This is a genomic window from Brevundimonas sp. (assembly GCF_027484365.1).
GTDB lineage: Bacteria > Pseudomonadota > Alphaproteobacteria > Caulobacterales > Caulobacteraceae > Brevundimonas.
In genome coordinates, this window is sequence record NZ_JAIXTC010000007.1 from 109,696 (window position 1) to 134,049 (window position 24,354).

The window sequence follows — 24,354 nt, forward strand, 5'->3', positions numbered from 1 at the left end:
CGATCAGCGGGGCCCGGTCAGCCGGATCTCGAACAATTTCGGCCAGTTCTTGCCCGTGACGAACAGACGGCGGTTCGCTGCGTCCCAGGCGATGCCGTTGAGGACGTCGTCGATCGGGTTGGCGACCGGATCGGGCAGGATGCCGGTCAGGTCGATGACGCCCGTGACCGCGCCCGTGGCCGGATTGATGCGGACGATGAAGCTGGTCTGCCAGACGTTGGCCCAGACCTCCCCGTCGATGAATTCCAGCTCGTTCAGCATGTTCAGCGGCCGGCCCATATAGGTGACGGGGACCGAACCGGTCTGTTGCAGGGTGACGGGGTCGAGGAAACGCAGCGAGGCGGTGCCGTCTGACAGGATCACCCGCGTGTCGTCGTGGGTCAGGCCCCAGCCTTCGCCGGAATAGGAGAAGGTCCCGGCCGGTTCGAGGTCGTCGATGTCCCAGACGAAACCGTGCCCGCCCTGCCAGGTCAGGGTCAGGATGCGGTCGCCGACAGCGGTCAGACCCTCACCGAAGAACTGGGTGTCCAGATCGTGCTTTGCGAGGACCACGCCGTCCTCGAGGCGCACGCGACGCACGCTGGAGGGGTGGCGGCCGGTGCTCTCCAGCAGGATGCCGTCGTGGAACTCCAGCCCCTGGGTGAATGCCGCCGGGTCGTGCGGATAGACGGCGACGATCTCGTAGCCGTAGCGCGGCGGTCTGGCGGGCTGGGTCGCGGGCGCGACGGCCTGAGCGACGGGGGCGGCGGGCGCCGACGTCTGTGCAACCACGGTCGGGGCGAAGGCGAGGCTGATCAGCCCCGCGAACGCGGCGATTAGACGGAGCGCCGGCCGGGTCATCAGTGCCTCGGATCGGCGGCGGCTTCCGCCTCCGCGGCCCTGGCGCGCTCTTCCGCCTGATCGGCGGCCTGACGCGCGATCCTGGCCTTCTCCTGTTTGGATGTGGCCGCCCGTCCCATCATGTTCAGCGCCTCCACGCCGGCCGAGAAGGCCATGGCGGCGTAGATATAGCCCTTGGGCACGTGGAAGCCGAAACCGTCGGCGATCAGGACCAGGCCGATCATCAGGAGGAAGCCGAGGGCCAGCATGACCACGGTCGGGTTCTTGGCGATGAAATTGGCCAGGGGGTCGGCCGCCAGCAGCATGACGGTGACGGCGGCGAGAACGGCGACCACCATGATCGGCAGGTGCTCGGTCATGCCGACGGCCGTCAGGATGGAGTCGATCGAGAAGACCAGGTCCAGGATGATGATCTGGACGATCGCCGCGCCGGCGTTGGAGATGACCACGTCCTTCTTGTCGAGGACGTCGTGCGACGGGGTCGGATCGACCGTGTGGTGGATCTCCTTGGTCGCCTTCCAGATCAGGAACAGGCCGCCCGCGATCAGGATCAGGTCCTTCCACGAGAATTCGTTGCCGAGGACCGAGAAGACCGGCTGGATGAGGCCGACCAGCCAGGCGATGATCGACAGCAGGCCCAGACGCATGATCAGGGCCAGGCCGATGCCGATGCGGCGGACCCTCTGCCGATGCTCGGGCGGGAGCTTGTTCGACAGGATCGAGATGAAGATCAGATTGTCGATGCCGAGCACGACCTCCATCACCACGAGGGTGACGAGGGCGGCCCAGGCGGCCGGGTCGCTAAGCAGCGGAAGAATGCTGTCGAACATCAAGGTCTCTCTGGCGGGAAGATTTTGTCCTGTAGCGCATGCCGCGCGACAGAGTTCAAGTTGACCTTATCACACAGTGCGCGACGAAGTGACTTCAGGAACCTGCTCGACCAGGGCTCCCGCCCCGCCGCCGGCCATCACCGCGGCCCGGACGGCCGCGTGGCTGGCCAGGCTCTGGGCCTCGACATAGATCCGGCCGGCCTGGGGGTAGGCGGCGCGGATGCGATGTTCCAGCCGGGCGACCGTGTCCTCGACGTCGGCAGCGGCGAGGTCGTCGCGGAAGTCGAGGCTGAGGCAGACGAGGATCTCGTTCGGGCCGAAATGCATGGTGCGGGCGTCGTTCAGCCCAATGACGCCGGGCTCGCTGCGGGCGATCGCCTCGATGCCCTCGCGCGTGGCGGGGTCGGCCGCCTCTCCGGTCAGCAGGCTCTGGCTCTCGACGGCGAGGAAGGCGGCGGTGGTCGCGAGGATGAGGCCGATGACGACCGAGGCGACGCCGTCCAATACCGGCAGGTCGAACAGATGGCTGCAGACGACCCCGGTGAGGGCGACGACCAGACCGGCCAGGGCGGCGGTGTCCTCGAACAGGACGGTGAAGATCGTCGGGTCCTTGGATGAGCGGATGACGGCGAAGAAGGGCCGGCCCTCGCGCTCCCTGTTGAACGCGTTCAGCGCCACCAGCCACGATGCGCCCTCGAACAGCACGGACAGGCCCAGAACGACATAGTTGACCCAGGCGTTCTGGATCGGCTCGGGCGACTGGATGCGCTCGATGCCGTGGGCGATGGAGATCACTGCGCCGACGCCGAAGATCAGGACCGCGACCACGAAGGTGTAGAAATAGAGCTGCAGTCCGTGGCCGAACGGGTGGCTGACGGTCGCCGGCCGGGCGGCGCGTCTGAGCCCGATCAGCAGGATGATCTGGTTGCCGGTGTCGACCGCCGAGTGGATCGCTTCCGACATCATGGCGGCCGAGCCCGTGAACAGGGCGGCGGCCAGCTTGGTCGTGGCGATGGCCAGGTTGCCGGCCAGGGCGGCGAAGATGACGTTCTTTGAGGTGGAGGCTGCCATAATGTCGCAGGGGTGAAAGCGGGTGCGACCGTATCGTTCCCCGGCTTCGGTTGCGACAGCGAAAAGCCCATGCTATCAGGCGCCCGGCTTCCAGGGGGCGTTTCTAGCGAGACGGCCCTTGGCGTGCTTTCCTTAAGCATTACAAGCCTTTGACCGGCGCGAGTTTCGCGGCCGGTCGTTTGAACAGATACGCACAGCGGACGGACAGGCCTTGGCTGACGATTTCAGAACGACGGAAGTCGGCGCGCGCTACGCTCAGGCGCTGTTCGACCTGGCCCTGGAAACCGGCCGCCTGGAGGCCGTTCGCGCCGACCTGAAGTCGCTGAAGGCCGCCTGGATCGAGAGCGCCGACCTGCGCCGTCTCGCCCACTCGCCGGTCATCGCCGCCGAAGACCAGCAGAAAGGCCTCGTCGCCATCGCGACCAAGGCGAAGTTCGAAACCACGACGAAGAACTTCCTCGGACTGCTGGCGCAGAATGGCCGCGCCCGCGACCTGGGCGCCGTGATCACCGGCTTCGAGACCCTGTATTCGGCCCACACCGGCGTCGTCGCCGCCGAGGTCGTCTCGGCCGTGGCCCTGTCGACCGCCCAGACGACCAAAATCCACTCGGCCCTGTCGCAGGCGCTGGGCAAGGCCCCCGAAATGACCGCCCGCGTCGATCCGTCGATCCTGGGCGGACTGAAGGTCAAGGTCGGCTCGAAACTCTTCGACGCCTCGCTGAAGACCAAGCTCGACCAGATGAAGTTCGCCCTCAAGCGGGCCTGACGTAAACTGCAATCCGCCGCTCGCGGGAAACGCCAACACTGCTGAACGGCTCCGCCGACAGCGCCAAGACAGCCGCCGACGCTGACAGCGCCGAACGACAAGACAGAGAGACAGACATGGACATCCGCGCCGCCGAGATTTCGGCCATCCTCAAGTCCCAGATCGCCAACTTCGGCGTTGAAGCCGACGTCTCGGACGTCGGTCAGGTTCTGTCGGTCGGCGACGGCATCGCCCGCATCCACGGTCTGGACAACGTCCAGGCCGGCGAGATGATCGAATTCCCCAAGGCCGGCGTGAAGGGCATGGCCCTGAACCTCGAGCGCGACAACGTCGGCGCCGTGATCTTCGGTCAGGACAGCCAGATCGCCGAGGGCGACGAGGTCCGCCGCCTGGGCGAGATCGTGGACGTTCCGGTCGGCAAGGGCCTCCTCGGCCGCGTCGTCAACCCGCTGGGCGAGCCGATCGACGGCAAGGGCCCGATCCAGTTCACCGAGCGTCGCCGCGTGGACGTGAAGGCGCCGGGCATCATCCCCCGGAAGTCGGTGCACGAGCCGATGCAGACCGGCCTGAAGGCCATCGACACCCTGATCCCCGTCGGCCGCGGCCAGCGCGAACTGATCATCGGCGACCGTCAGGTCGGCAAGACCGCCGTGGCGATCGACACCATCCTGAACCAGAAGTCGATCAACGTCGAAGGCGCGTCGGAAGGCGAGAAGCTCTACTGCATCTACGTCGCCATCGGCCAGAAGCGCTCGACCGTGGCCCAGATCGTCAAGACGCTCGAGGAGCGCGGCGCCCTGGACTACACCATCGTCGTCGCCGCCACGGCTTCGGAACCGGCCCCGCTGCAGTTCCTGGCCCCGTTCGCCGGCACCGCCATGGGCGAGTATTTCCGCGACAACGGCATGCACGCCCTGATCGTGTATGATGACCTTTCGAAACAGGCCGTCGCCTATCGCCAGATGTCCCTGCTGCTGCGCCGCCCGCCGGGCCGCGAAGCCTATCCGGGCGACGTCTTCTATCTGCACAGCCGCCTGCTGGAGCGTTCGGCCAAGCTGAACGAGGACAACGGTTCGGGCTCGATGACCGCCCTGCCGCTGATCGAGACCCAGGCCAACGACGTTTCGGCCTATATCCCGACCAATGTGATCTCGATCACCGACGGCCAGATCTTCCTGGAATCCGACCTGTTCTACCAGGGCATCCGCCCGGCCGTGAACGTCGGCATCTCGGTGTCGCGCGTGGGCTCCTCGGCCCAGATCAAGGCGATGAAACAGGTCGCCGGTTCGATCAAGGGCGAGCTGGCCCAGTATCGCGAGATGGCCGCCTTCGCCAAGTTCGGCTCGGACCTCGACGTCTCGACCCAGAACCTTCTGGCCCGCGGCGCGCGCCTGACGGAACTGCTGAAACAGCCCCAGTACTCGCCGCTGACCGTCGAAGAGCAGGTCGTGTCGATCTACGCCGGCACGCGCGGCTATCTCGACAAGATCGCGGTGGCCGACATCGCCCGCTTCGAACAGGAACTGCTGGCCCGCATGCACTCGGCGCACCAGTCGATCCTCGACGCGATCAAGTCGACCAAGGCTCTCTCCAAGGAGCTGGAAGCCGAGCTGAAGTCGGCGATCGAAGCCTTCGCCAAGACCTTCGCCTAAGCCTGACCCCCGGAAGCTGAAAGAGTAGCGCCCGATGGCCAGCCTCAAGGAAATGCGCAATCGGATCGACAGCGTGAAGTCCACGCAGAAGATCACGAAAGCCCTGAACATGGTCGCCGCGGCCAAGCTGAAGCGCGCCCAGGACCAGGCCGAAAGCGCCCGTCCGTACGCGAAGAAGATGGCCGCCGTGATCGCTAACCTGGCGGCCGGCGTGTCCGGCGACGGCGCGCCCAAGCTCCTGGCCGGCACCGGCAAGGATCAAAAGCACCTGATCGTCGTCGCCACCGGCGACAAGGGTCTCGCGGGGGGCTTCAACACCAACGTCATCCGCGCCGCCCGTGACCGGATCAACACCCTGATCTCCAACGGCAAGGATGTCCGCATCATCGCCGTGGGCCGCAAGCCGCGCGACGGCCTGACCCGCCTGTTCGGCGACAGGATCATCGAGACGTTCGAACTGTCGGACCACAAGGTCATCGGCATGGCCGCCGCCGAGCCGATCGCGAAACTGATCGCGGACGAGTTCGAGGCCGGAAACGCCGATGTCGTGACCCTGTTCTACAGCCGCTTCCAGTCGGTGATCTCCCAGATCGCGACGCCCAAACAGCTGATCCCGGCCGTCGTCGACGGCGACGCCCCGCCGATCAACCTGAACGGCGCCGTCTATGAGTACGAGCCGTCGGAAGAGGAAATCCTCGACGTCGTCCTGCCGCGCAACATCACGACCCAGGTGCTGGCCGCCCTGTACGAGAACCAGGCCAGCTTCTTCGCGGCCCAGATGGGCGCGATGGACAACGCCACGCGCAATGCGGGCGACCTCATCAATGCCCTGACCCTGCAGTACAACCGCAAGCGCCAGGCCCAGATCACCACCGAACTGATCGAGATCATCGCCGGCGCGGAAGCGCTCTGATCCTCCGATCCTGACAGACATAAAAGACCGAAACGGACCCCTCCCGATGACCGACACCGTCGCCAAGAAACCCGCCGCCCGGAAGCCTGCCGCTCCGAAGGCTCCCAAGGCCGCCGCCACCGGCAACACCGTGATCACGGCCGGCACCGGCGTGGGCAAGATCGCCCAGGTCATCGGCGCCGTCGTGGACGTCGAGTTCACCGGCCAGCTGCCGGCGATCCTCAACGCCCTGCACACCCAGAACGTCGACCAGAAGACGGGCGAGCCCTTCACCCTGGTCCTGGAAGTCGCCCAGCACCTGGGTGAGAACATGGTCCGCACCATCTCGATGGACACGACCGAAGGCCTGACGCGCGGCCAGGCCGTGACGGACACGGGCTCCTCGATCCAGGCCCCGGTTGGCCCAGGCACCCTCGGCCGCATCATGAACGTCGTCGGCGCGCCGATCGACGAACAGGGCCCGATCAAGACCACGATGTATCGCCCGATCCACCGCGAGGCGCCGTCGTTCGAAGAGCAGTCGACCTCGTCGGAAATCCTCGTCACGGGCATCAAGGTCATCGACCTGATGTGCCCCTATACCAAGGGCGGCAAGACCGGCCTGTTCGGCGGCGCCGGCGTGGGCAAGACCGTGACGATGCAGGAACTGATCAACAACATCGCAAAGGCCTACGGCGGCTATTCGGTGCTGGCCGGCGTGGGTGAGCGCACCCGCGAAGGCAACGACCTGTATCACGAGATGATCGAGTCCAACGTGAACGTGGACCCGGCCAAGAACGGCGGCTCGACCGAGGGCTCGAAATGCGCCCTCGTGTACGGCCAGATGAACGAGCCTCCCGGCGCCCGCGCCCGCGTCGCCCTGACCGGTCTGGCCCAGGCCGAGTACTTCCGCGACGAGGAAGGCAAGGACGTGCTGCTGTTCGTCGACAACATCTTCCGCTTCACCCAGGCCGGTTCGGAAATGTCCGCCCTGCTGGGCCGTATCCCGTCGGCCGTGGGCTATCAGCCCACCCTGGCGACCGAGATGGGCAATCTGCAGGAGCGGATCACCTCCACGAAGAAGGGCTCGATCACCTCGATCCAGGCCATCTACGTTCCCGCCGACGACCTGACCGACCCGGCCCCGGCCGCCTCGTTCGCCCACCTTGACGCCCGCACCGTTCTGTCGCGCGACATCGCCGCCCAGGCCATCTTCCCGGCCGTGGACCCGCTGGACTCCTCCTCGCGGATCATGGACCCGCTGGTTATCGGCGAAGAGCACTACAACGTCGCCCGTTCGGTCCAGGAAGTCCTGCAGCAGTACAAGGCCCTGAAGGACATCATCGCCATTCTGGGCATGGACGAGCTGTCGGAAGACGACAAGCTGATCGTGTCGCGCGCCCGCAAGATCTCGCGCTTCCTGTCGCAGCCGTTCTTCGTGGCCGAGCAGTTCACCAACTCGCCCGGCAAGTTCGTGTCGCTGGAAGACACGATCCGCTCGTTCAAGGGCATCGTGGCCGGTGAATACGACCACCTGCCGGAAGCCGCCTTCTACATGGTCGGCGCGATCGAAGAGGCCGTCGAGAAGGGCGCCAAGCTGGCCGCGGAAGCCGCCTGATCATGGCCGGCAAACTCTCCTTCTCGCTGGTGTCGCCTGAGCGCGAGGTCTTCAACGGCCTCGTCGATCAGGTCGACGCGCCGGGCGTCGAGGGCGACTTCGGCGTCCTCGCCGACCACGCGCCCTTCATGACCGCCTTGCGCGAAGGCCCGGTCACGGTGTTCGACGGCGCCTCGAAGCGCGTCTTCAACGTCCACGGGGGCTTCGCCGACGTGACCCCCGCCGGCCTGACCATCCTGGCCGAGGCGGCGACGGAAGTCGCAGCGGCCTGAGGCTTCGGCGCCGTCATGACGGCGCTCATCCATCTGCTGGCAGCCGGCGAGGACATCGCCGGCTGTTTTGCGTTTCGGTCGTGTCCGCCAGGGCAGGTCCGAAGGTGACCAATTTCCGTCGCCAAACTGGTCAAACCCCGACGCCAATCCCGCCAACCTGACCAATCGACTTGATCGGGGCCGAAACCGGACTAGATAACCGCCCCAAGACGAGGCCACGTCCTCGCCCCGGCGGCACGCCGGGCCAAGCCCGGGACGGCCCGGCCTTTCGCAAGGAGGGCCGAATCCGATGGCCTGGGTCTATCTTCTCATCGCCGGCCTGTTCGAGATCGTCTGGGCCTATTTCATGAAACAGTCCGAGGGTTTCACCCGGCTGTGGCCCAGCCTGGCGACGCTGGCCTTTATGGGCGTCAGTTTCGCCCTGTTGTCCCTGGCGATGAAGTCGCTGCCGATGGGGACGGCCTATGTGATCTGGACCGGGATCGGGGCCGTGGGGGCGTTCGTGGTCGGCGTGGTGCTGCTGGGCGAGAGCCTGACGGTGATGCGGGTCGTGGCGGCCTTGCTCGTCGTGACCGGTCTCGTCATCTTCCGGCTGGCCCCCGGCGGATCGTCGCACTGAGGCCCCGGGGAGGCGCGAATGCTGGAACTTCGGCCCAACTGCGAAGGCTGCGACCGGGATCTTCCGTTCGACAGTCCGGACGCCCGGATCTGCACCTTTGAGTGCACCTTCTGCGCCGACTGTGTGGCGGGGCCGCTGAAGGACGTCTGTCCGAACTGCGGGGGCAATTTCGTCCCGCGTCCGATCCGGCCCGCCGCCGCCCTGGCGCGCTTTCCCGCGAGCACCCGGCGGATCACGCGAGCGGCCGGTTCCTGACGGTTTCCGATGAAGGGGCCGGTCGCGATCCGCCCCTCTGGCTCCGCCCCGCGTCAATGGCTAGGCTTTCCCGGTCTTCAAGGGATCCGCCATGACGCGACCACGCCTGATCGCCCTCGCCCTCGTCCTGGCCTGTACGGCGCCGCCGCCGGTCCTGGCCCAGACGAACGACTCCCTGCCCGCCGATGCCCTGCTGCATGCCGTGCGCCATGTCTGCGGGCCCAATGTCGCCGGCCGGCTGCCGTTCGACATTCTGAACGCCGACCTGAACGGGCCTCGGGTCGTTCTGGCCGACGCCTCGGGCGATCCCGCCACCCTGGCGGCCTTCCACGACATGGAGACGGATCGTCTGGCCTTCGGCTTCGTCGTCTCGGACACCGGACGGATCAATATCGGCGTCGATGAGACCCTGGCCTGGTGCCGGGTGGCCGCGCTGGAGGTCACCCCGGCAGATGTCGAGGCCATGAAGGCCGGGCTCCAGACCCTCGACGACTGGGCCGAAACCGGTCAGGTCGCGCCGGGCGTGACCCAGTCTCTGGCCACCCTGGACGGAGACGTCGTCTTTGTCAGGGTCGCCGATCCGGCCGTCGCCCCCGGTTTCGGACCGTCAGCCGGCCTGATCGTCACGGTAATGAACCCGGCCGCCCAGGAGGAGTGAGCCTCTGGCCCCTCACTTTGCAAAACAACGATTTTCGACTCGCGGCCCGAGCGGATGCGGGTCTAGTCTGCGGCATCAGGACAGGAGAATGACATGACGACCTTCCGCTGCCTCGCTCTCGTGGCGACCCTCAGCCTCCTCGGGGCGTCCCACGCCCAGGCCCAGACCGCGACCGCCACGCCGGCCGAGGCGTTCATGTACGCCGTTCAGAGCGTGTGCGCGAAGAACGCCATGGGCGACCTGCCTCTGAACCCGCCCTCGGCCGCGCTGACGGCCGCCCATGTCGATCTGGTCGACGGCGGCAGCGATCCGGACACCCGGGGCGCCTTCCACGACATGCCGGCGACCATCGACTACGGCGCCGTGGCCTCGGCCAGCGGCCAGATCACCATCGGCGCCGACGAGGCGGGCAGCTGTCGCGTCGCCGCGATCAATGTCGCGGCCGCGGACGTCACGGCCATCACCGCCGCCCTGCGGGCCGCCGGGGGCGACTGGAACGAGATCGCGGCGGACGCCACGGCGGGGTCTGCCACCTTCAGCGGCACGATCGGGTCGGAATCTGCCATGATCGAGATCGTCACCCCGCCGGCCGGATCCCACTGGGGCAAGGCGGGCATCATGGCCACGGTGATGAACCCGGCCGCGGGGTCTTAAGAGACGCTACCGCTCGCGACGCGGTCGCTCGCTACTTGAGCACTTTCTTCGGGCGCTAACGCTCGCGACGCGGTCGCTCGCTACTTGAGCGCAGGGGCCGCAAACGGCTCGAAGGCCGCCACGACCTGTTCGTAGGCCTGGCGCTTGAACGGCACGATGAGGTCGCAGGCCTCTGACAGGTCGCCCCAGCGCCAGGCGTCGAACTCGATCTCGTCATGCCGGTCGAGTCGGATCTCGGCCTCGTCGCCGGTGAAGCGGAAGGCGAACCAGACCTGTTTCTGGCCGTCCCATGGCTTGCGGCCGTCGCGCCTGTGCTGAGCCTTCAGGGCCTCGGGGAAGTCGTAGACGATCCAGCCTTCGGTGCGGCCGATAAGGTCGGCGGAAACGACGCCCGTCTCCTCCTCCAGCTCACGGCGGGCGGCGGCCTCGATGTCCTCGCCCTTGTCGACACCGCCCTGAGGGAACTGCCAGGCGTGCGCGCCGTCCTGTCCGGCGCGGTGGCCGAACCAGACCTTGCCGTCCCGGTTGAACAGGACGACGCCGACGTTGGGGCGGTGGGTGGGGAAAAGATCAGCCATGGAGGCAGTAGGCAGTAGGCAGTAGGCAGCAGGAAGCAAGGAGAAATCGGGTGGCCCGCAACCCGTGCGCTGGCCAACACGCAGGCTGGGCGAAGATCTTACTGACTACTGCCTAATGCCTAATGCCTAATGCCTGCGCGTCAGCGTCCCGGCCGCTGCGTCATCGCCGAGGCCGGGGCCAGTTGCAGCCCGCGCGCGTCCAGACCGGCGGTCCAGCGGGCGGCGGCCTCGACCGTGACCGGATAGGCGAAGCCGGTGCCCAGGGCCGCGCCCCGCGCCTTGGCGGCGGCCTCGAGGGCGTTCAGGCGGCCGATGATGGCGGCGGGGGTCTGGGTCTCGTCGATGATGGTGTCGGCGCTGGCGCGGGCCCAGGCGCCCGGCCGGCGACGCGCCGTGCCGTCGTCTAGGAAGGCGACGCCGCGCTGGCGCAGGACGCCGAGGAAGGAGGCCATGCCGGTGTCCGAGGTCACGAACCGGTCGCCCAGATAGTTGGTGACGCCGAAATAGCCGGTCGCGCGGCCCAGCAGCCAGTTCATCCGGGCCGTGACGTCGTCGGGGGTGGCGTTGGCCAGCAGGGTGTAGGGGCCGGGATCGTTGTTGGGATAGCCGGTCGGCTCCATCGGGATCTCGATCATGACCTCATGCCCCTGGGCGCGGGCGAGGTTGATCCAGCCCTGAAGGCCCTGGGCGTAGGGCACGAAGCTGAGGGTCACGTCGGCCGGCAGGCGTTCGATGGCAGCGCGGGTGGTGACGGCGTTGAGGCCGAGGCCGCCGACGATCAGGGCGACGCGCGGCTTTCCGTTCGACTGGAAGGGACGGGCATAGGCCTGGGCCGGGACGCGGCCGTCGGTGGCGATGACCGGCAGGGCGCCTTGCGGACCCGGCTGGCTGAGGCCGGCGATGGGGGCCTCGGGCAGGGGCGAGGCGGGCAGGGCAGGGGCGGCGATGGCCGAGCCGCCGGCGACGGTGGCACCGTCGGGCAGGGTGATCAGGGCGTCGCCGCCGGCCGCGCCGGAGGGGTCGCCCATCGGATCGCCGCCGAGACCCTGCCAGGCGGCGAACCCGCCCATGGAGAAGGCTTCAAGACCGGAGGGGGCGGGGGCCTCGACCGGGGCCTCACGATGCAGGGCGACGCGGGCGGTCGGGGTTCCCGCGCGCGGATCGCCGAGCACCGTCAGGAACAGGGCGACCGTGCCGAGCAGCAGCAGGCCCGCGGCGCCGACGGCGACCGGCGGCTTCCTGAGTACGGCGAGGGCGGACTTAAGGTCGAGTTTCGGCAGCCGGCCGGTGGGCGCGGCGCCGGCCGTGGCGGCGAGGGCGGACTGACGCTTGGCGAACATGGACGGCGAACGCTCTGGAAGCTGGCGGCCGGACGGATTCCGGACGACGATCATCGCCTGCGACTATGAACGGGCGGCGGTTAAGAAAGCCTAACGCGCCGTTATCCATGTTTGCGGTCGGTCAGAGCGAATGCTCGAGGGCGCAGACCTCGGTGGCCAGTTCTACGAAGCCCGGGGTGTTTTCGCTCCAGGCCTCGCCGGTGGCGGCGGTGCCGTGCACGATCTCCGAGCCGTCGGCGGCGTAGTTCATGCCGGTCGTCCAGTCCGCCGTGCGCGCGGCGCAGTGGAAGGTGATCCGGTGAATCGAGTAGGCGACCGTGACCGAACTGTTCTCGACCGGCAGGGGGGTGACGTAGCGGGCGAGCACCGACGTCGTGTGGGCGTCGCCGTCGACCGTCACGTCCCCGGACGTGAACGACCAGGCGGCGAAGGTGTCTGAGCCGACCCCTTCATAGGCGGACAGGTCTTGCGGGGCGGCCAGCGCCAGGGCGCCGACGAACAACAGCAGGTTCACGTTCGCACTCCAATGTTATGCGAGTGCAGGATTCCGCCGATGGCGACGCTTTGCAAGCCGGGAAAGGCCGGTTTTCCGGTCAGTCCCCTTCGGGCTCCTCGGTCGACTCGACGGCGGCGACCTCGACGGTCCCTTCGCTGATCACAATGCCTTCCGGCGCGGCGGCGAGCCGGGTGAGGTCGCCGCCGGCGCGCAGGACGTCGAGGGCGCGCTGCAGCTGGTAGTCTGCGTCTTCGTCATAGTCCTCGCCCGGCGCCTCGCGCGGCGTGTGGGCGCCCTTGCGCTCGGCGCCGATGGAGGCGTCCAGGGCCGTGGCATAGGCGGCCTCCGAGTAGATGAAGCTGGAGCGGGACACGATCCGGGCCTCGGCCTCGGTGCGGGCGACCTCCAGATCGGGCTCAATGCCGATCTTCTGGATCGAGGCGCCGGAGGGGGTGTAGTAGCGCGCCGTCGTGATCGACAGGGCGCCGTCGCGACCGCCGCCGAGGGGGATGACGGTCTGGACGGAGCCCTTGCCGAAACTGGTCAGGCCCACGAGCGTCGCCCGCTCCTGGTCCTTCAGGGCGCCGGCGACGATCTCGGACGCCGAGGCGGATCCATAGTTGATCAGCACCACCAGGGGCAGGCCGCCGGTCAGGTCGCCCGGACGGGCGGCGTAGCGTTCGATCTGGTCGGGCTTCCTGCCGCGCTGGCTGACGATCTCGCCGCGCTCCAGGAAGGCGTCCGAGACGTCGATGGCCGCCGTCAGCAGGCCGCCGCCGTTGTTGCGCAGGTCGAGGACGAAGCCCTTCACGTCGGGATGGTCGCGCCGGATCTTCTCGATCGCGGTGGTCAGCTCCCGGCCGGTGTTCTCGTTGAAGGTCGAGATCCGCAGATAGCCGAAGTCGCCCTCCATCCGGCTGGTCACGGATTCGACCTTGATGACCTCGCGGACGAGGGTGACCACGCGCGGCTCCTCGCCGTCGCGCAGGAAGGTGACGGTGACCGAGGTGCCCATGGCGCCGCGCAGCTTCTCCGAGACCTGGGTCACGGTCATGCCTGACGCGTTCTGGCCCTCGATGGCCGAGATGACGTCGCCGGCCTGGACGCCAGCGCGGGCGGCGGGGCTGTCGTCCATCGGCGAGATGACCTTCACCAGGCCGCCCTCGGCGGTGATGGTCAGGCCGACGCCCGAATACTCGCCGCTGGTCCGCTCCTGCAGGTCTTCGAACCCCTGGGGCGGGAGGTAGTTGGAGTGGGGGTCCAGCGCGGTCATCATGCCCGCGAGCGCCGCCTCGATCAGCTTCTTGTTGTCGACCGGCACGACATAGGCCTGTTCCACGACCGCCAGGACGTCGCCGAACAGCTGCAGCATCCGGAAGGTTTCGTTGCGCGGCGTCTGGGACGCCACGGTCATGCCGCTGAGACCAAGGGCCGCGACGGCGGCGCCGGCGATGAGCAGTTTACGCATTCGGTCTCTTTCGGAGCCGCCGAAAGGCGGCGAGGCGGGAAGTCAGCCGCAGGACCTCACGATGAAATCGTGGCGGCCCCGCGTCCGCTGGATAAAATCAGCGTCATGTCGGCTTGGGAAGCGGTTTCGGCTTTGAGGAGGCAATAGGCAGTAGGCAATAGAAGCGTTGAGCCGCGCCATGCGGCAGCGCTTCGACCCTACCGCCTACTGCCTCGCTTCAAAGATACGGCTCCGGATCGACCGCCCGATCGTCGCGGCGGAGCTCGAAATAGACTTCGCCTCCGCGGCCTGCAGAGCCCAGGGCCTGACCGTCGGCGACGCGTTCGCCGGTCCCTACCGAGACCGTGTCGAGCCCGGCGATGACGGCCCGCCAGCCGCCGCCGAGATCGAGGATTACGACCTCGCCCCAGCCGCTGAGCGGGCCCGCATGATCCACCCGGCCCCCGGCGGGCGAAGCGACCGGCCCGGCGGGCGCGGCCCAACGGACGCCCTGACCTGATTTCGTCGACGCCCCGCTGACCGGGGTCGTCAGCCGGGCGCGGCCGGCGGGCAGGCGGCTGGAGGGCGTGGGCGCGTCTGTGGCTGTCGCGGGACGGCCGCCGAGGTTGCGGATGCGGGCCTCTAGGGCGGCGGCGGCGCGTTCGGCCCGGGCGGCGTCGGCGCGCAAAACGGCCAGGAGGGCGGTGCGGCGGGCGGACAGGTCCTCGATCTCGGCACGGCGGTCGCCCTGGGCGCTCTCTGTGGTCAGCAGGCGTTCCGAGGACAGGACGGCGAGGCGGCGGATGCGGGCGACCTCGGCCTGACGGGCGGCGAAGGCGGCGGCGCTTCGCTGCATCCCGGGGGCCATGGCCTTCATCAGGATGGCCGCCCGGACGGTGTCCACGGCCCGGTCGGCGGGGACCAGCAGGGGCGGCGGGGGCTTGCGGCTCATCATCTGCAGGGCGGACAGGAGGCGGCCCTGACCGTCCCGGGCCCGGGCCAGTTCGGAGACGATGGCGGCCTCGCGTCGGCCGAGCTCGCGCAGACGCTGGCGCTGGGCCGACAGCTGGAAGTCATCGGCTGTCTGGTCGGTGCGAAGGGTCGCCAGTTCGCGGTCGAGGGCGGTGATCTCGATCTGGGCATCGCGGGCGTCGGCGCGCAGACGGCGGGCGCGGACCTGCTCGTCGCGGTACCGGGTCTGGAGCTGTTCGAGATCGTCCTGGACCGAGGCGGCGGCGGGCAGGCCGGCGAGGGCGATCAGCAGGCTGAGGACGGCGGCGCGGTTCATCAATCGCGATGATAGGGTGATCCGGCCAGGATCGTCACGGCGCGATAGAGCTGTTCGGCCAGCATCGCCCGGGCGAGGGCATGGGGCCAGGTCTGGGGGCCGAAGGCCAGGGTCGATCCGGCGGCGGCGAGGACGCTCGCGTCCAGTCCGTCCGCCCCGCCGATGACGAAGACCAGACGCCGCTCGCCCCTGTCGCGCAGGGTCGCGATATGGTCGGCGAAGGCGCGGCTGGCCCAGGTCTTGCCGCGTTCGTCGCAGGCGATCAGATGCGCGCCCTCCGCCGCCGCCAGCAGCAGTTCAGCCTCGGGCGCCTTGCCGGTCTTGCGGGGCTCCAGATCAATCAGATCGAGCGGGCCGAGTCCCAGGGCCCGGCCGGCCGCCGTGGCCCGGTTCGCATAGTCCGAGGCGAGCGTCGCCTCGGGCCCGCGACCCGGCTTGCCGATGGCGGCGATGGCGAGTTTCATATGCGATCCTTCTCCCCTTGCGGGAGAAGGTGGCCGAGCGAAGCGAGGTCGGATGAGGGGTCACGCTGACGTTTGAAATCAGCCACGCCAGCCCTCACTCCAGCCATCGGTGTGACCCCTCATCCGTCAGCCTGCGGCTGCCACCTTCTCCCGCAAGGGGAGAAGGACCCTAGGCGTTCGCCGTTCTGTGGGCGCTGTCGACGGCCCAGATCTTTTCGATGTTGTAGAACATCCGCACTTCGGGCCGGAACAGGTGGACGATGACGTCGCCGGCGTCGATCAGGACCCAGTCGCAGTGCGGCAGGCCCTCGACCTTGGCGCGGCCGAGGCCGTTCTCCTTGAGCGTGCGCAACAGGTGGTCGGCGAGAGCGCCCACGTGGCGGTGCGAACGGCCCGAGGCCACGATCATGGTGTCGGCCATGGGCGACTTGCCGCGGAGGTCGATCAGGACGATGTCCTGCGCCTTGTCGTCGTCCAGCTTGGACAGCAGGGCGATCTCGAGCGGAGTCGTGCCGGTCGGGACGACGCCCTGGCGGTCGAAATTCGCGGCGTCTTCATCGCCGTCGTCGGCGCTGAACAGCGGGAAATCTTCGGCGGAATCGTCGGAGAGGTCTTCGTCGTGACCGTCTTCGGCCCCGTCTTCCGGGTGGATGGGCGCGATCGGCTCCATCTCGTGGGCCGTGTTCGAAACGGCGTCTTCTTGCGCGTCGTGCGCGGGCGAGGGGGTCAGCGGAAGGCTCCGGGAGGGTTCACTAAAGAGGCTCTCTAGCACGAAAGCCCGAAAACGTCACCCGGACCGCTCAAGGTCATTTCTGGGCACGAAGAGCCGTCGAGGAACTCGGGTTCAGCGGGGCCCGGAGATAGGTCCAGGCCGGGGCCGTCATCATGGGCAGGAGACGGGCCTCGCGCGATGAGACCCGGTGGCCGGCGAAGCGGCGGGCGGCGGGGGCGGCGCGGCTTTCCAGCAGGCTTCCCGGCCGGGCGATCACGGCCACGGGCATCATCCGCATGATGTCGGTCCAGCCCCGCCAGCGGTGGAAATTCTCCAGATTGTCCGAGCCCATCAGCCAGACGAAATGCACGCCCGGGTGCCGCCGCCTGAGCGCGCGCAGGGTGTCGACGGTCCAGGTCGTGCCGACCCGGGTCTCAAAGTCCGACACCACCATGTGCGGACCGCGCGCGAAGGTCCCGGCCGAGGCCATCCGGTCGGCCAGGGGGGCGGTCTGACGCGTCTCCTTCAGGGGGTTCTGAGGGGAAACGAGCCAGATCACGCGATCGAGATCGAGGCGCTGGAGCGCCGTTTCCGCCACATGGGCATGGCCGTCGTGGGCCGGATTGAAGGAGCCGCCGAACAGTCCGACCTTCATCCCGGCGGTCAGGCCCAGACCATCTCTCAGCCCCCCGGATCGGGGGCCGCTCGCCTGGGGCGCGGGACCGGCGTGGAAGAAGGGCAAGGCGGGCGGGCTCGCGGCGGACTTATGCTCACGGATGAGCAAACGAAAACGCAGCTAACACGACGGCGGTCGGCTTGTCGCCATGGAGGGCGAACTTCGCGACGGAGCGCAGCGCCGGGCGGGACCGGGTCGATGGCGCAAGCGCCCGCTTCGGTCCCCGTCCTCAGCCAGGCTGACGTCTCACCGTCCCTCCCGATGCAGGGAAGGAAGTCGGATCAGGGCTTCCAGCCTTCGGCGGAGGTCTCGATCTCGTCGCCCTCCTCGTCGATCTCGCCGCGCGTCTTGCGGACCTCGGCCCAGGCGGCGCGGAGCAGTTCGGGCACGCCCTCGCCCGAGACGCCCGAAACCAGCATGGGGCGACGTCCGGCGACGGCCTCCAGTTCGGCGGCCTTCTCCTCGCGCGCCTCGGGGGTCAGGGCGTCGATCTTGTTGAGGGCGAGGATCTCCTGCTTGTCGCCCAGGCCCTCGCCATAGGCGTCGAGCTCGCCGCGGATGATGCGATAGGCCTCGGCCACATCGTCCTGGGTGCCGTCGATCAGGTGGATCAGGGAGGCCGAGCGCTCGACATGGCCGAGGAAGCGGGTGCCGAGACCGGCGCCTTCGGACGCCCCCTCGATCAGGCCGGGGATGTCGGCGATCACGAACCGTTCGCCCGGGGACAGGTCGACCATGCCGAGGTTGGGGGCCAGGGTCGTGAACGGATAGTCGGCGATCTTGGGCCGGGCCGCCGACGCCGCCGCCAGGAAGGTCGATTTGCCGGCGTTGGGCAGGCCGGCCAGTCCGATGTCGGCGATCAGCTTCAGCCGCAGCCAGATCCACATCTCCTGGCCTTCCTGGCCGGGGTTGGCGTGGCGCGGGGCCTGGTTCTGGGGACCCTTGAAGCGGACATTGCCCCAGCCGCCGTTGCCGCCGGAAAGCAGCAGCTCGCGCTGGCCGACCTCGATCATGTCGAGCACGACCGTTTCCTTGTCCTCGCCCAGCACCTGGGTGCCGACGGGGACTTTCAGGACCACGTCCTCGCCCTTGGCGCCATGCATCTGGCGGCCCATGCCGTGCGTCCCGGTCGCGGCCTTGAAATGCTGCTGGTAGCGGTAGTCGATCAGGGTGTTCAGCCCCTCGACCGCCTCGACCCAGACATTGCCGCCATTGCCGCCGTCGCCGCCGTCCGGCCCGCCGTTGGGGATGAATTTCTCGCGCCGGAACGAGACGGAGCCCGCGCCCCCGTTGCCGGAGCGGATGTAGATCTTGGCCTGGTCGAGGAACTTCATCGAGGATTTCTAATCAGGGGCGCTGGCGCGTGCGACGCGATCGCGCGCTGCTTGACCGGGGGCCATAGCCCAAGAGAGCGGCGATTTACAGGCGGGTGCGTTTAAGCGGATCGAAAGCGTCCCCGGTGCACGGTGTCGGCGAACACTGATGGAGAGATCAGAATGATCTCGTTGACGACCGCTTCGGCCCAGCCGCTGCCGTTCTGGCGCACCCCTCTGCAGGGGAAGTCCCCGTCCGCCGGGGAGACGTCGCCGGGCTTCGGCCTGCCGTCGCTGACGGAGATGCGCGACAGCGCCCGGTCGATGAAGAAGGAGTTGGCCGCCAAAAAGGTCCAGGCCGTGCGGGAACGTATGGATGCGCTGAAGCTGATGGTGAAGATCGACCCGAAGGCGGGGCTGAAGATGACCGCCGAACTGGCCAAGGAGCTGAAGTCGGCGGTGAAGGACTATGTCGAGGCGGGCGGCAAGAACGTCACCGACGGCGAGATGGCGATGATGCGCCGCGACGCGAAGGACGCCCGCGAGGCCGCCGATACGGCGCTGAAGGGCCTTCCGGCGGAACCGACGGACGCCGACGGCGAAGCCGTCGAGGCGGAGGCCGGGGCTGAAACCGCGACGGTTGGTGCGGAGATCAAGCGGGCCCAGGCCGCCTATGCCGCCGCCTTCGAGATCGCCGACGGGCGCGACGAGACGGCGGACCGGGCCGAGGCCCTGCTCGGCGCGGCCATGGTCGACCGGGGCTTTTTCGAGCAGGTGAAGATGGCGGTCGCCGAGCTGAAGGAGGCGCGCGACAAGATCAAGGCCAACTGGACCCATCCGAGGTCGCCGGACAAGGACGACTGGAAGGCCGCCGACAAGGAGATGGCCGAGCTCGAGAAGGCGATCGACATGGCCCCGACCGGAGCGCCGGAGCTGACGTCGGGCGGGGCGTCGGTTCAGGCCTGAAGCGCAAAACCCTCTCCCATAGGGAGAGGGCTTGAGGCCCGCAGAGCGAAGCGATGCGTCTTCAGCCGAAAGGGTGAGGGGTTTGGTCGCCAGCCGGTGAGGGCATGACCCCTCACCCTTTCGCGCAAGGACGACGGCTATCGCCGTCGTGCGCTCAAGCCCTCTCCCTCCGGGAGAGGGAAGCTTACCCCTTGGCCCAGACGCCGAACGGATCGCTCCAGCCGAGGCCCATGGCCTCGGCCACGGCCGGATAGGTGATCTCGCCCTTGAGGACGTTCAGGCCGCGCGCCAGGTGCGGGTCCTTCTTCAGCGCTTCCAGACCGTGGTCGGCGAGGGCCAGACCGAAGGGCAGGGTGGCGTTGTTGAGCGCTTCCGACGAGGTGCGCGGGGCGGCGCCCGGCATGTTGGCGACGCAGTAGTGGACGACGCCGTCGACGGTGTAGGTCGGGTCCTCGTGGGTCGTGGCGTGGCTGGTCTCGAAACAGCCGCCCTGGTCGATGGCGACGTCGACGAGGACGCTGCCCGGCTTCATCGCCTTCAGGTGGGCCTTCTTGATCAGCTTGGGCGCCTCGGCGCCGGGGACCAGGACGGCGCCGATGACAACGTCGGCCTTGACCACCTCTTCATCGATCGCGCCGATCGAGGAGTAGCGGGTGATGACGCGGCCGTTGGTGACCTCGTCGATATAGGCCATCCGCGGGATCGAGCGTTCCAGCACCACGACCTCGGCGCCCAGGCCCATGGCCATGCGCGCGGCGTTCAGGCCGACGACACCGCCGCCGAGGACGAGGACGCGGGCCGGGGCCACGCCGGGCACGCCGCAGAACAGCAGGCCCATACCGCCGTTGTGCTTGAGCAGGGTCTCGGCGGCCGAGAAGACGGCGATCCGGCCGGCGACCTCGGACATCGGGGCCAGCAGGGGCAGGCCGCCGCGCGCGTCGGTGACGGTCTCATAGGCGATGGCGGCGCATTTGGAGGCCAGCAGGCCCTTCGTCTGTTCCGGATCGGGGGCCAGGTGGAGGTAGGTGTAGAGGATCTGGTCCTCGCGCAGCATCTCCCACTCGACCTTCTGGGGCTCCTTCACCTTCACGATCATGTCGGCGTTGGCGAAGATGGTCGCGGCGTCGGCGACGATCTCCGCACCGGCCCGGGTGTAGTCGTCGTCAGTGAAGCCGGCGCCGAGGCCGGCGCCCGTCTGGACCGAGACGGTGTGGCCGTGGGCGACGTATTCGCGGACCGCCGTGGGGGTCAGGCCGACCCGATGTTCGTTCTTCTTGATTTCCTTGGGAACGCCGACACGCATCAGATCTCTCCGGTTCAGACGATGGACCCCGCGAGACCGACGGCCGCCGCAGGCTATGGCTGCATCTTCTAGCGATCCGCGCCGTGCAGGTTCCTGTTCTTTTCAGCAAGTGAACAGCGTAAAGTCGCAGAAACTTGCGCAGAGTTTAGCTATGAAGACCGTTTCCGCCGTCGCTCTGGATGCGACCGACAGAAAGATGCTCCGTGCGCTGCAAACGGACGGGCGGATGACCAACACGGATCTGGCCAGGACGGTGGCCCTGTCCGAAAGCGCCTGCCTGCGTCGGCTGCGGGCTCTGGAGGGGGCGGGGGTGATCAGCCGCTACGCCGCCATCATCAACGAACGGGCCGTGGGCCTGCCGATCAGCGTCTTCGTCACCGTGACCCTGTCGTCCCAGGCCGAGAGCGCCCTCACCGCCTTCGAGACCGCGATCACGGGCGTGCCCGAGGTGGTCGAATGCTATCTGATGACCGGCGGATCGGACTATCTGCTGCGGCTGGTGGTGCGCGACGTCGACGATCTGGAGCGGGTCCACGCCAAGGCCCTGACGACCATTCCCGGGGTGACGCGGGTCTCGTCCAGCGTCGCGATGCGGACCGTGGTCAAGCGCGGGGCCCTGCCGGTCTGACGCACGCCGCCAAGAGGGCGATTCAGTCTTCCGCGCGGAGAAGGGGCTGCCATCGCCCGTAGGTGGCCGAGCGCCACAGCCATTCCGCCGGCCCGAAACGGAACCGCGCCAGCCACCACCGACTGATCACGATCTGGACGGCGTAGACGACGAGGGCGAGCGCCAGACAGAAGGTCGGTCCGGCATATTTCAGCCAGCCGAGACCGAGGCCGTAGAGCACGAACACGAAGACCAGGCTCTGGGTCAGATAGTTGGTCAGGGCCATCTGACCGGCGGCGCCGAGGCCGGACAGCAGCCGCCGCCAGACAGTGGTCTGGCACAGGACGACGATCCCTGCGGCATACCCCAGGGCGAGGACGAGTTGGCTCGCCTCATCCGCCAGCGTCCTGGGAATCTGGGACCAGCGGGGAAGGCGAAGGCCGGCCAGCTCAATGCCGGGCGTCACGGCCGCCAGACCCAGGCCGATGACCAGCAGCCACGGCGCCACCCGGCGAAAGGCGTCGGCATATCGGGCAGTGTCCTGCATCCAGCCCTGCCGGAACAGCCAGCTGCCCAGCATGAACCGCCCCAGGATGGTGGCCAGGAAGGCGGGCCCGATGGCCGTGAGGTAGAACTCCCGGCCGTTGGCGATCCACAATTCCCGGACCAGGGCGCTGTAGTCCTGGCCCATGAAGATCGGCCACCGACGTGCGGTCCCGGCCGCCTGCAGGGCGACGAAGTCGGGCGGACTGCCGCGCGGGGTCACCGCGACATACCAGGCGATGGCGGTCGTCAAAGCCCCGAGGGCGAGGACGAGACCGAGGATCAGCAGCAGGCGGGACGGCCAGCGCCGCGTCAGCATCAGCGCCAGACCCATCAGCGCATAGGCATGCAGGATATCGCCCATCCAGAGCAGGAACAGATGGGCCAGTCCGATGACCAGCAGGATCAGGACGCGACGCAGGTAGAGGGCGTGTCCGTCGACGCCCCTGGCCTCGGCCCTGTGGCTCAGAATGGCGAAGCCAAAGCCGAACAGGATCGAGAACAGACACTGGGCCTTGCCCTGGGCCAGCCAGTCTCCGACCAGACCGATCCAGCGATCGAGCCCGGCCGTCGGCAAGGCCGCCAGCACCTGCGGGGGGACGGCGAACTCCGCATTGCTGTTCAGATTCATCCACAGCACGCCGAACAGGGCGAGGCCGCGAATGATGTCGATCTCGCCGATCCGGTCCGCCTGGCGCGTCGGGATCGCCGCTGTCGTGCTTTCGGTCATGTCGTGAAGCCCCCTGACCCAAGGCGGCTATCATGCGACTCAGCGCTCGTCGATCGATGACCGGCGGTCTACGGGCCTGAGCGATCAGGGTCGCGGACCACGGCGACGACGGCCAGGACCAGCCACCCCGTCGCGATCAGAAACACGAGATCGCTGACCAGCTTGATCATCCCGTAAAGGGTGACGGTCTCGACCGACCGGGTCGTCGCCTCGGCCAGGAGCGCCGTCAGGCCGCCCGCGATCAGCAGGGCGAGCGGCCAGACGAGCGGCTTGAGGCGTCGGCGGTTCATGTCAACGCCCCTGTTTCAGGGCCAGGGTGACCTGTTTGATGTCGACATATTCCTCGATGCCGTGGGTCGAGCCCTCGCGGCCGTAGCCGGATTGCTTGACCCCGCCGAACGGGGCGACGGCGGTGGAGATCAGGCCGGTGTTGATCCCGATCATGCCCGCCTCGATCCGCCGGCCGATGCGCAGGGCGCGGTCGAGGTCGCGGGTGAACAGATAGGAGGCGAGGCCGAACTCACTGTCGTTGGCCTTGCCCAGGACCTCGTCTTCCGTGTCGAACGGGAAGACGGGGATCAGGGGGCCGAAGGTCTCTTCGTGGCGGAACAGGGTGTCGTCGCCGCCCAGGGTCACGGTCGGCTGGAAGAAGCGGCCGCCCAGTGCGTGCCGCGCCCCGCCGGTCAGGACCCTGCCGCCCGAGGCCTGGACCCGTTTCAGATGATCCTCGACCTTGGCGACGGCCCTGTCCTCGATCAGGGGGCCGACCTTGACGCCGTCCTCGAAGGCGGGGCCGACCGGGATCTTCGCGACTTCCGCCGCCAGTTTCGTCGCATAGGCCTCGGCGACCGAGGCCTGGACATAGACGCGGTTGGGGCAGACGCAGGTCTGGCCGGAGTTGCGGAACTTGCCCTTGATGGTCTCGGCCACCGCGAGGTCGAGATCGGCGTCCTCGAACACCATCAGGGGGGCGGCGCCGCCCAGCTCCATCGACACCCTCTTCAGGGTCGGGGCGCACTGTTCGGCCAGCTTGCGGCCCACGGGCGTCGAGCCGGTGAAGGACAGTTTGCGGATCAGGGGCGAGGCTGTCAGGACGCCGCCGATGGCGGCCGCATCGCCGGTGATGACGCTGAGCGCGCCCTTGGGCAGGCCGGCGGCGTAGGCGAGTTCGGCCAGGGCGATGGCGGTGAAGGGGGTCTGGCTGGCCGGCTTGACCACGGCGGTGCAGCCGGCGGCGAAGGCGGGGCCGAGCTTGCGCGTCAGCATGGCGGCCGGGAAGTTCCACGGGGTGATCAGGGCGCAGGGGCCGACCGCCTCGCGGAAGGTCAGGATGACATGGCCCAGCGGGCTGTCCTGGGTCTCGCCGATCAGACGCTCGGCCTCGCCGGCGAACCACTTGATGAAGCCGTTGGCGTAGGTGACCTCGCCCTTGGCCTCCTCGAACGGCTTGCCGTTTTCGATGGCCATCAGGGCGCCGAGACCCTCGACGTTCTCATCGATCAGGGCGGCCCAGTTGCGGAGGAATTTCGCGCGTCTGTGCGGGTCGGAGCGCGACCAGTCGGGGAAGGCGTCGTGGGCCGCCTGGATGGCGCGTTCGGTCTCGGCGATGCCGAGGTTCGGGATATGGCCGACGATCTCGCCGGTCGCGGGATCATCGACCGCGATGCCGTCGGCGCCGGCCGGGATCGTCTCGCCGGCGATCAAGGCATGTTCGCGCAGGAGCTTCAGTCCGGCGGTGCGGGCGGCGGTGTTCATAAGGGCGTC

The 24,354-nt window shown here is 68.3% G+C and carries 26 protein-coding genes and 1 pseudogene; 11 read left to right on the forward strand and 16 right to left on the reverse strand.

Annotated elements, in window-relative coordinates; genetic code table 11:
• Positions 1-3 precede the first annotated feature (3 nt).
• From Q0044_RS02400 to Q0044_RS02410, 3 genes are all read right to left on the reverse strand, one after another.
• Positions 4-840, reverse strand: a complete 837-nt coding sequence (locus tag Q0044_RS02400) for a glutaminyl-peptide cyclotransferase (protein ID WP_298159039.1) — start codon at positions 838-840, stop codon at positions 4-6.
• Positions 840-1,670 carry a TerC family protein gene (locus Q0044_RS02405; protein ID WP_298159042.1) on the reverse strand — a complete coding sequence of 277 codons (831 nt, stop codon included), beginning with the start codon at positions 1,668-1,670 and terminating at the stop codon, positions 840-842. Before Q0044_RS02405 ends, Q0044_RS02400 begins: the two co-directional genes overlap by 1 nt.
• Positions 1,671-1,739: 69 nt before the next feature.
• Positions 1,740-2,741, reverse strand: coding sequence for a cation diffusion facilitator family transporter (locus Q0044_RS02410; RefSeq protein ID WP_298159045.1), 1,002 nt, complete (start codon positions 2,739-2,741; stop codon positions 1,740-1,742).
• Between the two features lie 211 nt (positions 2,742-2,952).
• Between Q0044_RS02410 and Q0044_RS02415 the strand changes: the two genes are divergently transcribed.
• The 9 genes and pseudogenes from Q0044_RS02415 (at position 2,953) to Q0044_RS02455 (ending at position 10,127) form a co-directional block, all read left to right on the forward strand.
• Positions 2,953-3,507, forward strand: coding sequence for a F0F1 ATP synthase subunit delta (locus Q0044_RS02415; protein ID WP_298159048.1), 555 nt, complete (start codon positions 2,953-2,955; stop codon positions 3,505-3,507).
• 116 nt (positions 3,508-3,623) lie between these two features.
• On the forward strand, positions 3,624-5,159 hold the full coding sequence (gene atpA, locus Q0044_RS02420; protein WP_298159051.1) for a F0F1 ATP synthase subunit alpha: 1,536 nt from the start codon (positions 3,624-3,626) through the stop codon (positions 5,157-5,159).
• 34 nt (positions 5,160-5,193) lie between these two features.
• Positions 5,194-6,072 (forward strand): F0F1 ATP synthase subunit gamma, encoded by an 879-nt coding sequence (locus Q0044_RS02425; RefSeq protein WP_298159054.1) that lies wholly within the window; start codon positions 5,194-5,196, stop codon positions 6,070-6,072.
• 46 nt (positions 6,073-6,118) lie between these two features.
• Complete coding sequence (gene atpD, locus Q0044_RS02430) at positions 6,119-7,669, forward strand: F0F1 ATP synthase subunit beta (RefSeq protein WP_298159056.1); 1,551 nt, start codon at positions 6,119-6,121, stop codon at positions 7,667-7,669.
• A 2-nt stretch (positions 7,670-7,671) separates the two neighbouring features.
• Complete coding sequence (locus Q0044_RS02435; protein WP_298159059.1) at positions 7,672-7,941, forward strand: ATP synthase F1 subunit epsilon; 270 nt, start codon at positions 7,672-7,674, stop codon at positions 7,939-7,941.
• A 280-nt stretch (positions 7,942-8,221) separates the two neighbouring features.
• Positions 8,222-8,560, forward strand: a pseudogene (locus tag Q0044_RS02440) (DMT family transporter); the annotation flags it as partial.
• 18 nt (positions 8,561-8,578) lie between these two features.
• The gene (locus Q0044_RS02445; protein ID WP_298159065.1) at positions 8,579-8,815 is read left to right on the forward strand and encodes a DUF1272 domain-containing protein; all 237 of its coding nucleotides are present in this window, start codon (positions 8,579-8,581) and stop codon (positions 8,813-8,815) included.
• A 91-nt stretch (positions 8,816-8,906) separates the two neighbouring features.
• Positions 8,907-9,473 (forward strand): hypothetical protein, encoded by a 567-nt coding sequence (locus Q0044_RS02450; RefSeq protein WP_298159068.1) that lies wholly within the window; start codon positions 8,907-8,909, stop codon positions 9,471-9,473.
• A 93-nt stretch (positions 9,474-9,566) separates the two neighbouring features.
• Positions 9,567-10,127, forward strand: coding sequence for a hypothetical protein (locus Q0044_RS02455; RefSeq protein ID WP_298159070.1), 561 nt, complete (start codon positions 9,567-9,569; stop codon positions 10,125-10,127).
• 80 nt (positions 10,128-10,207) lie between these two features.
• On the opposite strand, the gene Q0044_RS02460 is transcribed toward Q0044_RS02455, so the two are convergent.
• The 9 genes from Q0044_RS02460 to obgE form a co-directional block, all read right to left on the reverse strand.
• Complete coding sequence (locus tag Q0044_RS02460; RefSeq protein ID WP_298159072.1) at positions 10,208-10,705, reverse strand: RNA pyrophosphohydrolase; 498 nt, start codon at positions 10,703-10,705, stop codon at positions 10,208-10,210.
• 140 nt (positions 10,706-10,845) lie between these two features.
• Positions 10,846-12,045 carry a divergent polysaccharide deacetylase family protein gene (locus Q0044_RS02465; RefSeq protein WP_298159075.1) on the reverse strand — a complete coding sequence of 400 codons (1,200 nt, stop codon included), beginning with the start codon at positions 12,043-12,045 and terminating at the stop codon, positions 10,846-10,848.
• A gap of 121 nt (positions 12,046-12,166) precedes the next feature.
• On the reverse strand, positions 12,167-12,559 hold the full coding sequence (locus Q0044_RS02470; RefSeq protein ID WP_298159077.1) for a hypothetical protein: 393 nt from the start codon (positions 12,557-12,559) through the stop codon (positions 12,167-12,169).
• A 79-nt stretch (positions 12,560-12,638) separates the two neighbouring features.
• Complete coding sequence (locus Q0044_RS02475) at positions 12,639-14,009, reverse strand: S41 family peptidase (protein WP_298159081.1); 1,371 nt, start codon at positions 14,007-14,009, stop codon at positions 12,639-12,641.
• A gap of 217 nt (positions 14,010-14,226) precedes the next feature.
• Positions 14,227-15,276, reverse strand: a complete 1,050-nt coding sequence (locus tag Q0044_RS02480; protein ID WP_298159083.1) for a murein hydrolase activator EnvC family protein — start codon at positions 15,274-15,276, stop codon at positions 14,227-14,229.
• Positions 15,276-15,740, reverse strand: coding sequence for a 23S rRNA (pseudouridine(1915)-N(3))-methyltransferase RlmH (gene rlmH / locus Q0044_RS02485; RefSeq protein ID WP_298159087.1), 465 nt, complete (start codon positions 15,738-15,740; stop codon positions 15,276-15,278). The genes Q0044_RS02480 and rlmH overlap by 1 nt, the downstream gene beginning before the upstream one ends.
• A gap of 169 nt (positions 15,741-15,909) precedes the next feature.
• On the reverse strand, positions 15,910-16,410 hold the full coding sequence (gene rsfS, locus Q0044_RS02490) for a ribosome silencing factor (RefSeq protein ID WP_298159089.1): 501 nt from the start codon (positions 16,408-16,410) through the stop codon (positions 15,910-15,912).
• Positions 16,411-16,546: 136 nt separating this feature from the next.
• The gene (locus tag Q0044_RS02495) at positions 16,547-17,194 is read right to left on the reverse strand and encodes a nicotinate-nucleotide adenylyltransferase (protein ID WP_298159091.1); all 648 of its coding nucleotides are present in this window, start codon (positions 17,192-17,194) and stop codon (positions 16,547-16,549) included.
• A 215-nt stretch (positions 17,195-17,409) separates the two neighbouring features.
• Positions 17,410-18,462 (reverse strand): GTPase ObgE, encoded by a 1,053-nt coding sequence (gene obgE / locus Q0044_RS02500; RefSeq protein ID WP_298159092.1) that lies wholly within the window; start codon positions 18,460-18,462, stop codon positions 17,410-17,412.
• Between the two features lie 162 nt (positions 18,463-18,624).
• Here obgE and Q0044_RS02505 point away from each other — a divergent pair, with 162 nt between their 5' ends.
• A complete protein-coding gene (locus tag Q0044_RS02505) occupies positions 18,625-19,407 on the forward strand; it encodes a hypothetical protein (RefSeq protein WP_298159095.1) in 783 nt (260 codons plus the stop codon).
• 184 nt (positions 19,408-19,591) lie between these two features.
• Here Q0044_RS02505 and ald read toward each other — a convergent pair whose 3' ends face one another.
• A complete protein-coding gene (gene ald / locus Q0044_RS02510; protein ID WP_298159097.1) occupies positions 19,592-20,710 on the reverse strand; it encodes an alanine dehydrogenase in 1,119 nt (372 codons plus the stop codon).
• A 151-nt stretch (positions 20,711-20,861) separates the two neighbouring features.
• Between ald and Q0044_RS02515 the strand changes: the two genes are divergently transcribed.
• On the forward strand, positions 20,862-21,338 hold the full coding sequence (locus Q0044_RS02515; protein ID WP_298159099.1) for an Lrp/AsnC family transcriptional regulator: 477 nt from the start codon (positions 20,862-20,864) through the stop codon (positions 21,336-21,338).
• A gap of 22 nt (positions 21,339-21,360) precedes the next feature.
• Here Q0044_RS02515 and Q0044_RS02520 read toward each other — a convergent pair whose 3' ends face one another.
• From Q0044_RS02520 to Q0044_RS02530, 3 genes are all read right to left on the reverse strand, one after another.
• The gene (locus Q0044_RS02520) at positions 21,361-22,590 is read right to left on the reverse strand and encodes a DUF418 domain-containing protein (protein ID WP_298159102.1); all 1,230 of its coding nucleotides are present in this window, start codon (positions 22,588-22,590) and stop codon (positions 21,361-21,363) included.
• Between the two features lie 68 nt (positions 22,591-22,658).
• Positions 22,659-22,880, reverse strand: a complete 222-nt coding sequence (locus Q0044_RS02525) for a hypothetical protein (protein ID WP_298159104.1) — start codon at positions 22,878-22,880, stop codon at positions 22,659-22,661.
• Position 22,881: 1 nt separating this feature from the next.
• A complete protein-coding gene (locus Q0044_RS02530; RefSeq protein ID WP_298159107.1) occupies positions 22,882-24,345 on the reverse strand; it encodes an NAD-dependent succinate-semialdehyde dehydrogenase in 1,464 nt (487 codons plus the stop codon).
• Between the last annotated feature and the right edge of the window lie 9 nt (positions 24,346-24,354).